This is a genomic window from Brevibacillus sp. SKDU10, from assembly GCF_001645205.1.
In the GTDB taxonomy this organism is placed as follows: domain Bacteria; phylum Bacillota; class Bacilli; order Brevibacillales; family Brevibacillaceae; genus Brevibacillus_B; species Brevibacillus_B halotolerans.
Map to the genome: position 1 here is coordinate 82,131 of NZ_LSSO01000186.1, position 8,557 is coordinate 90,687.

General features: G+C 43.6%; 9 protein-coding genes and 1 riboswitch. Of the genes, 3 read left to right on the forward strand and 6 right to left on the reverse strand.

Annotated elements, in window-relative coordinates; translation table 11 throughout:
- Window positions 1-45: 45 nt before the first annotated feature.
- Together AYJ08_RS18200 and AYJ08_RS18205 are read right to left on the reverse strand one after the other, a co-directional pair.
- Window positions 46-849, reverse strand: a complete 804-nt coding sequence (locus AYJ08_RS18200) for an NAD kinase (protein WP_064018901.1) — start codon at window positions 847-849, stop codon at window positions 46-48.
- 121 nt (window positions 850-970) lie between these two features.
- Window positions 971-1,384 carry a YugN family protein gene (locus AYJ08_RS18205; protein WP_031411908.1) on the reverse strand — a complete coding sequence of 138 codons (414 nt, stop codon included), beginning with the start codon at window positions 1,382-1,384 and terminating at the stop codon, window positions 971-973.
- Between the two features lie 185 nt (window positions 1,385-1,569).
- On the opposite strand from AYJ08_RS18205, the gene AYJ08_RS18210 reads away from it, so the two are divergent.
- Window positions 1,570-2,643: a glycosyl hydrolase family 18 protein gene (locus AYJ08_RS18210; protein WP_064018902.1), complete on the forward strand. Its 1,074-nt coding sequence runs from the start codon at window positions 1,570-1,572 to the stop codon at window positions 2,641-2,643.
- Window positions 2,644-2,711: 68 nt separating this feature from the next.
- Here the strand turns inward: AYJ08_RS18210 and AYJ08_RS18215 are convergent, their stop codons facing one another.
- The 4 genes from AYJ08_RS18215 to AYJ08_RS18230 form a co-directional block, all read right to left on the reverse strand.
- The gene (locus tag AYJ08_RS18215; protein ID WP_064018903.1) at window positions 2,712-3,473 is read right to left on the reverse strand and encodes a DUF3888 domain-containing protein; all 762 of its coding nucleotides are present in this window, start codon (window positions 3,471-3,473) and stop codon (window positions 2,712-2,714) included.
- A 73-nt stretch (window positions 3,474-3,546) separates the two neighbouring features.
- Window positions 3,547-4,677 (reverse strand): glycine oxidase ThiO, encoded by a 1,131-nt coding sequence (gene thiO, locus AYJ08_RS18220; protein WP_064018904.1) that lies wholly within the window; start codon window positions 4,675-4,677, stop codon window positions 3,547-3,549.
- A gap of 108 nt (window positions 4,678-4,785) precedes the next feature.
- Window positions 4,786-4,897, reverse strand: a riboswitch (TPP riboswitch).
- Between the two features lie 10 nt (window positions 4,898-4,907).
- Window positions 4,908-5,138, reverse strand: a complete 231-nt coding sequence (locus AYJ08_RS18225; RefSeq protein WP_031411914.1) for an excisionase family DNA-binding protein — start codon at window positions 5,136-5,138, stop codon at window positions 4,908-4,910.
- Between the two features lie 3 nt (window positions 5,139-5,141).
- On the reverse strand, window positions 5,142-6,500 hold the full coding sequence (locus AYJ08_RS18230) for a glucose-6-phosphate isomerase (protein WP_031411915.1): 1,359 nt from the start codon (window positions 6,498-6,500) through the stop codon (window positions 5,142-5,144).
- Window positions 6,501-6,746: 246 nt separating this feature from the next.
- Here AYJ08_RS18230 and AYJ08_RS18235 point away from each other — a divergent pair, with 246 nt between their 5' ends.
- Window positions 6,747-8,012: an efflux RND transporter periplasmic adaptor subunit gene (locus tag AYJ08_RS18235; RefSeq protein ID WP_064018905.1), complete on the forward strand. Its 1,266-nt coding sequence runs from the start codon at window positions 6,747-6,749 to the stop codon at window positions 8,010-8,012.
- A gap of 14 nt (window positions 8,013-8,026) precedes the next feature.
- A partial coding sequence (locus AYJ08_RS18240; RefSeq protein WP_064018906.1) for an ABC transporter ATP-binding protein occupies window positions 8,027-8,557 on the forward strand: 531 nt, incomplete at its 3' end.

Consider the following 8,557-nt stretch of genomic DNA (forward strand, 5'->3'; position numbering starts at 1 on the left):
AAAGAAGGGGAACTTGTAAAGACCAAAAACCAATTTTTTGAAATATTAACCATGAATAAAAGCTTTACGCACACGATCCCAAAAGGTTAGACGCTTGTATCGAGCAAATTTGACCTTTTGAGGACCGACACGACAGGTGATTGAATCAACATTTTTCCAAACGCCCTGCTCTCGATCCATGCCAAGCATGATTTCAGGATTCATAATAATCAGCTCTACCTGATGGTGCTTAGGTAAAACTAGTGCGCTGTTTATCGTCCGATAGGATTGATTATTGATGGAAGCAATTTCTGCTAGCTGGATTGCCTCTAGGGAAGGATGTAGCAAGGCACCATCCACCGCTTTATTATAAGCAGTGCTACCTGAAGGCGATGAAATAATAAGACCGTCTCCGCGAAAATGTTCAAATTCTTCCCCATTAATAAAAACGGAGACTACCAAGGAAGAAAGGCTGGCATTGCGAATGACTAGCTCATTTAGTGCCCACTTCTCCAATAGTTGTCCATCCTTGGTGCGAATTTGGCAGGAAACAGTTGGATATTCGGCTATTAAAGGATCTACCTGTTCCAAGGCCTCAGCAAATTCATCCAATTGATCAGGATGCCAGTCCGCATAAAATCCCAAATGGCCCGTATGAATCCCAATATAATGCGGCTCAAATCCATATTGATGAACAGCTTCCAGCATGGTTCCGTCACCTCCAATAGACAAAACCATATCCGGTTTTTCTTGACTATTGGCATCTAAAAAACGATAGGAACGCGAAGTGGAAGCAGCCAGCTTTTCACGCAATCTTATATCCACCTGGCGTGTATGATCATCATTACGTAAAACCGTTGCGATTTTCATTTCGTTAAAATCCTTTCTCTTTTGCGATAACCTTGATTTCATATTCATCATACTATTGCAAGTAGCTATCAGCAAATGAGTTAGCAACTATTTTACAAAAGGTCGAGGATTTCTCTTTTCCTCATTCTCCCGCAAATATCGTCTGCTCTAATCTGTTCAACAGTTCTTCAGCCTGTATAATGTATGTCGATTCAATATCCGCATCTTTATGAATGGGCTCTTGAAACTGATTAAACATGGAGGAAACGACCGAAGCGGCTGCATAATCAATATCATCATCAGAGCCGGTTTGATAGATATGCTTCAGGACAAATGGTTGTTCAAAGCGTAAAACAGCTTCAGGTTGATCCAGCTCGCCGCTCACTACCTGTACAGGTAAACGTAAGAAAACCATGCCTTTATCATCGAGCTTGCGGTCCAAAAAGCCACTTCTATACTCCCAATTGGACAAAGTAAAGCCTTCTTTCCCCAACGTCTCCATAAGATCACCGTATGTCGCTTGTTTCCCTTCAATTTGACTTGCTATTTGTTTCATCGAAGCTACCCCTTTTCTTTCTTCTTATCCGTATAGCCTTCTCCAAATCGATTTGATTTAGTTAACATCCATCATTTACCACCAGTAGCTTTTAAAGGAATCCAATGCCCTGTGTCGAAAGGGAAATACAAGAAGAAATCTATCATTTTACAACATGTACCTACTTGGAAAGGAATTTTATTTTTGTGAAACGAATCTTGCTAACACTATCGCTACTTTCAATTACGCTCGGAGGAAGCCAGCTAGAAGCAGCCACTGGCTCAAATGTATCGGCAACTCCAAAGGTAACGGCTACACAAAAGGTAACGGCTACACAAAAGGTAGTTAGCTATTATGCCGAAAATTATCCAGGTGATCTAGCCGCCTATACCTCCCTGCATCATTACCAGGATAGAATCTCTGACGTCGCCTTCTTTAACTATAATGCTACCAAGGAAGGCTATTTGGTAGGAGCCCTGCCTAAAACAGCGTTACAGTTAACGAAAGACACAAAAAAGGGTAGCTTTTTAGTCATTACGAATCATGGGAAAAAATTATTTGATAAGGAAATCGTCCATTCGATCCTGACCAACAAGGACTATAAAGCGCGTTTTATCCAGCAAGTCCTTACCACCGTACAGCAAAATCAATTGTCAGGTGCTAATCTTGATTTTGAAAATGTTCCGGCCGAAGATCGTCAGGCCTATTCCTCGTTCGTTGGAAGCTTAGCAGACCAGCTTCATGCGATTAAAAAGCAATTAATCGTCTCTGTGCCTGCCAAAACAAACGATGACCCTGCTATCTTCTGGGTATATGGCTTTGATTTAAAGGCACTGGGTGCCAAGGCCGACTATCTTCAACTAATGACGTATGATGAGCATGGAACTTGGTCAGAGGAAGGTCCAGTTGCCTCCTACAATTGGGTGGAGGATGTTGTACGCTATAGTGTTTCTCAAGTACCAGCCTATAAGCTATTAATGGGTATTCCAAGCTATGGCTACGAGTGGAGCACCGAGAAAAAAAGGGCTGTCAGCTTTCGCAATATACCTGCCATCATAAAGGAAAATCAAGCCGTTCCAGCATGGCATGATACATATAAATCGCCCTATCTGCACTATATGAAAAATGGTGTTTGGCATACCCTCTGGTATGAGAATGAATATAGTATCGCCGCTAAACGTAGCTTGGCTATAAAGTACAAGCTGGCTGGCTTTGCAATTTGGCGCCTCGGATATGAGAATGACACTTTTTGGACGGCGCTTCTTCCTAAGAAGTCATAAATGAAAACTGGTTTTTACACTCCAAAAGCCGTCAGCATTTCAAGTTGACTGACGGCTTTTTAGCTATTCTATACGAATGCCAAGCTGACTTTCGAAACTTCCTTACCAGGTACATGCTTCATCTTATCCAATTTCCAGGTCCCTAGCTCCTTAAGCAGGAAATAGACGATCTGCCGCCCATCTGGTCGCTTATACAAGATGTAGCCGTCCCGTTTACCAAGAAAGGTCATAGGCAATAGATAAACTTGCTTTTGAATCGCTTCTTTTTGGGAAAGCAATTCCTGATTCAGCAAGAGTAAGGCATTATCAGGCTCATCGCGATATTGGTGAGCAATTTGGTAATATCCGATTTGCTGATAGCCAGCTAGTTTCATTTGAAAGTACTCCTCAAACTCCTTTTGTACCTGTTGCTCCTCCGCCTTGCGCTTTTCCTCCCACTCGTCGCCTTGATGAGAATATCCAGTCAATTGTACCCCGTTTGGGTGTACCGCTAGCTTAATCGTTTCAATCGCAAAAGGCGGTGAATGATTTCCCTCATAGGTTTTCACCTGAAAAACAGCTTCGTAGGAATGAGGCTGATTGGTTAGACGAGAGACACCTATTACCTTGGCTGAGGATAGATCATAGGCTCGTGGATAACCATAGTAGTGAGTGATTGCTTTCATTACATGGGGATTCATCGTCAAAATAAGAGCTCCTTGTATCGGTTCGGAAGGTACAGGAGATGGTAGTTGAGCCCATGCGATATCTGAAGAGGTAGATACAGGAAACAGAAGCACAGTAAAAGCAACTATCGCCATATGCTGCCATCTATTTTTCCATTGCTTCATCTGCGATCATCTCCTTTTTTTGTTAACCTTCCTCAAACTCCCATTCTTTATGAAAAGGGTGAGCGCCTTCTCCTCATTTTTCCTCGTACGAAACAAGACTGAACCTATTAGGCAAGAAAGGATTCATATGCTCTGTTTCATTTGAACTGACATATTCAGCGATCAGCTTCGCCGTAATCGGTGCTAACAGGATTCCATTCCGGTAATGTCCGCAGGCTAGCGTTAGCCCACTCCAGTTTGGCACTGGCCCTAAAATAGGATGTCCATCAGCCGTGGCAGGCCGTAATCCTGCCCAAGCCTGTAAAAATGGAGCTTCCGAAATCGCTGGTACAATTGACATTGCCCCCGTTAATACTTTCGATACACCATAAACAGTGGAAGAGCGGTCAAAGCCGGCTAAATCTTCTGTAGCTCCAACAATAATTCGTCTATCCTGCTTAGGCACTAGATAGCCATTTTTTCCAAAGACTACATGGGAAAGAGGCAAATGATTCGAATCAACCGCCGCGATTTGTCCTCTTACTGGATAGACAGGTACATCCACTCCCACCTGACGTAAGATATCAGCAGTCCACGCCCCGGCTGCTACAATCACGTGATTAGCTTCCAGCTCCCCTTTATCTGTTACAACGCCAGTCATTTTCCTTCCAGCATGCTTTAATCTGATTACAGCAGTATTTTGGAATAAACGAACATTTCGGTTTTTGGCTTGTATCACTAGGGCTTCTAATAACAAACGGTTATTAATGTCAGCCTCGTGTGGAGAATAGATGGCTTGGCGTACCATTTTTGATAAATGCGGCTCGTGTTTTTGCACTTCTTTCCCAGACAACAATCGGATATCATAACCTTCAGACTTTTGCCACTGGTAGCGCTCCTGCAACCATTCCTCCTCCATATCGCTCATGGCTACTGTCAAAATGCCTGCTGTAGATAGCTGGCAATCAATGCCGGTAGCCTCCTTCAGTTCAAGCACCCAATTCTTGTATAGCTGCAATGAACGTATTCCCATGTCAAGAAGCGGCCCCGGCTTCGTAAATTCCTTTAAAGGAGCAAGCATTCCCGCCGCTGCAACGGATGCCTCCCCTCCAAACACTCCCTTTTCGATGAGAGTAACAGTCATGCCTACTTGAGCAAGTTCCGTGGCAATCGACAAACCAATAATTCCTCCGCCAATCACAATGATGTCTGAACAGCTTTTCATTGTTCTTCACCCTTTCTCGTATCTACTGAGTGGGGAATCGATTGGCTCTCTACACAAAGAAATGAAAAAACCCACTTCTCCGCGCAGGAAAAGTGGGAAAATCACCAACACCAAATCTAACCACTTCCCTTCGCCAGCATGACCTGGATCAGGTAAAAAGGGTCAACAGACACGCTCTGTCCTCTCAGCCCTGCAAGTTAGGACTCCCCCAGTAGATCAATGTGAAATTATTAATCTTCGTCCTTGTAATCATAGCTTTCAGGAATTGGCTCGAATTTTTCCGCCTCTTCGAAAGCCTTCAGTCTCTCTAGCTCCTCCATATGATGAGTAAACTGCTCCTTATTAATAAAGTAGTCCTCGCCATTATGGACGGCACGGATACGTCTCTCCGCTATCTTTTCTCGTATAAACCATTCAGGCATATCCAGATAAGCAGCTGTTTCCTTTACAGTTAAATACATGGTTTACTGTCCTTTTAAGCGGGCCTCCAGCTCAGCCTTCTGCTTTTCAAAACCTGGCTTACCAAGAAGTGCGAACATGTTCGCTTTATAAGCCTCTACGCCAGGCTGATCAAATGGATTCACACCTAGCAGATAACCGCTGATGCCGCATGCTTTTTCAAAGAAATAAAGAAGCTCACCAATATGATACGCTGATAGCTCAGGCAATTCAACTACAAGGTTAGGAACGCCGCCGTCCATGTGCGCTAAAATCGTGCCTTCCATTGCTTTTTTGTTAACAAAATCCATGCCTTTTCCACTAAGGAAGTTCAAGCCATCTAAATTAGCGGCATCCTGCATGATTTCAACGTCAGTAGCTGGTTGAGCAACGGAAAGCACCGTTTCAAACAAATTACGCGAGCCGTCTTGGATAAATTGCCCCATAGAATGCAGATCAGCAGAGAAATCAGCAGCAGCCGGGAAGATTCCGCGACCATCCTTCCCTTCAGACTCTCCAAACAACTGCTTCCACCATTCATTGAAATAATGGAATTGAGGTTCATAGCTTACTAGCATCTCAATCTGCTTCCCTTTGCGCAATAAGCAATTGCGGATAGCAGCATATTGATAGCATTCATTTTCTCCAAGAGCTGGATTCATATAGCGCTGACGAGCCGCCTGCGCTCCACTCATCAATGCATCGATATCTGCACCTGATACAGCGATAGGCAACAATCCTACTGCTGTTAATACAGAGAAGCGTCCACCAACATTATCTGGAATAACGAAGCTCTCATAACCTTCTTCGTTCGCTACTTGCTTCAAAGCCCCGCGCGCTTTATCTGTTGTTGCGTAAATGCGTTTACGGGCTTCTTCCTTGCCATACTTTTTCTCCATGAACTCGCGGAAAATACGGAAAGCAATAGCTGGCTCTGTAGTGGTTCCGGATTTAGAAATAACGTTGACCGAAACCTCCTTGCCTTCAATAACCTGCATAAGGTGAGTCAAATAGACAGGGCTAATATTATTACCCACGAAATAAATCTCAGGTGTTTTGCGCTGTTCTTTTGTTAAAGAGTTATAGAATGTATGCCCTAGTACATCAATTACTGCCTTAGCTCCAAGATAGGAGCCTCCGATACCAATAACGAGCAATACATCAGAATCAGCCTTGATTTTTTCTGCCGCCGCTTTAATACGTGCGTATTCTTCTTTATCGTATGTATCCGGTAGGTCTACCCAGCCTAGATAGTCGCTACCAGCACCTGTACCCTCATGTAATTGTTGATGCGCTAGCCCTACAGCCGCTTCTAAATGCTTCATTTCGTGTTCGGAAACGAATGGCAATGCTTTGTCATAACTAAAACGGATCGCTTTTGTCACGATAATACCCCCTGAATCGTAAGTTGCACAACTAATAATAAACTATGTTTATTATTGTACGCGATATCCTCTCTATTCTATCACGCAGAATTTAACGGAATCACGTCAATTTAAAAATCAGTCTCTTCTAAATATTATTACAATATTGTTATTCCTTAAAGTTTTACTAAATTAGCATAAATTTTTGTAACCATTTAGCAGTTGATGCGTAAATCCATTGTAAACAAATTTTTTAAGGAGGCTATTATGAAGAAACGTTGGTGGGGTGTTATCGCAGCTGGAGTACTAGTCGCCGGCGCCTATGGTTATTTGAAATTGACCGCTGTCGACGCAACGGGCCTTCCTGTTTCCGTCACTCCTGTTGTAAAAGGAAGCATTGAAAACAAAGTAATGGCATCAGGAATGGTTAAGGCGAAGCAAGAGGTTACGCTTTTCTCCCCAAATAATGGGACTTTGCTGCAATTTAACGTACAGGAAGGTGACAATGTTACAGCAAATCAAGTCATTGCTCGTATTGATGTAACCGATCTATCAAGCGAAATTGCATCCATTGATGCGCAAATCGCCTCGCAGCATGCTGAACTAAATCGTGTTAAATCAGGCAAAGAACCTGAAACGATTGCCCAACAGGAAGAACGCGTTCGTCAAGAGAAAGAAAAGGTTGACTCTGCTCAGAAGGAATACAACCGTACCAAACAATTGGTAGAGGCTGGTGCTTCTCCTGCCACTGAATTGGACAAGGCTAAGGACTCATTATCCCAAGCGCAATCATCTCTTAAAATGTCCCAGAGCGAATTAGCCCTCAATAAAAAAGGTCCAAAAAGCACTGATATTGCTTCCGTTCAAGCACAGATTAACCAGCTACAGGTAAAAAAAGCGGAGCTAACGAAGCAAAGCTCTCAATCCAGCGTGGTGGCTCCTTTCTCCGGTACCGTTTTAAAGGTGGATGCTAAGAATGGTCAAGCCGTAATGAAGGGGACAGAAATGATTACGATGGGTGACCTGTCAAAATTACAAGTAGTAGCAGATATTAACGAATCAGATGTAAAAGAGATTCAAATCGGACAAAAAGCACTTGTAAGCGGCACTTCTATGGGCAAAGAAAAAGCAGCAGCTACGGTAACCCGTATTTCGCCGCTGGCTACGAAGATTCAAAAAGGGGAAACGACAGGAAAAACAAAAGTAAATGTCACATTGGAGTTGGATCAGGCTGTCTCTGTGCTAAAACCTGGCTTTAATGTCGATGTGGATATTATGATCACCAATAAAAACAATATTCTTGTTGTCCCTTTCCAAGCGGTTGTGAATGATCCAAGCGGTTCCTTTGTCTGGGTCGTAGAAAACGGTCTGGCGAAAAAACGCCCCGTACAAATCGGTACAGAAAGTGACTTGAATGTAGAAATCACAAGCGGTCTGAATGAAGGAGACAGTGTCATTAGCAGCCCTTCCGCTGATTTGATGGAAGGCATGCCTGTAATGGCAATGGAAGCAGGCATACCTGGAGCGGTATAAAAGGAGGGAAACAGATGCTAACCGTTACTGATATTCGCAAGACCTTTATGAACGGTGATTCTGAGCTACCCATCCTAAAAGGAGTTAATTTTACCGTTAATAAAGGGGAATTCGTCGCAATCATGGGGCCCTCTGGTTCTGGTAAATCCACCTTTATGAACATGCTGGGTTGCTTGGATCGCCCCTCTTCCGGTTCTTATGTACTGGACGGAGTAGAGGTCACTACCTTAAACGAAAATCAACAAGCTGATCTTCGAAACCAAAAAATCGGGTTCGTCTTTCAGGCATTTAATCTATTGCCGCGTATTTCTGCGATTCGCAATGTAGAATTGCCCATGCTCTATGCAGGCATCTCGGCAAGCGAACGCAAAAAACGTGCAGAAGAAGCGCTCATTAGCGTAGGTCTAAAAGAGCGTATGGAACACAAGCCGCCTATGATGTCCGGCGGTCAAAAGCAACGTGTAGCCATCGCACGGGCTCTCGTCAATCGACCCGCGATACTGCTAGCGGATGAACCAACGGGAAACCTAGATAGCCGCTCTACC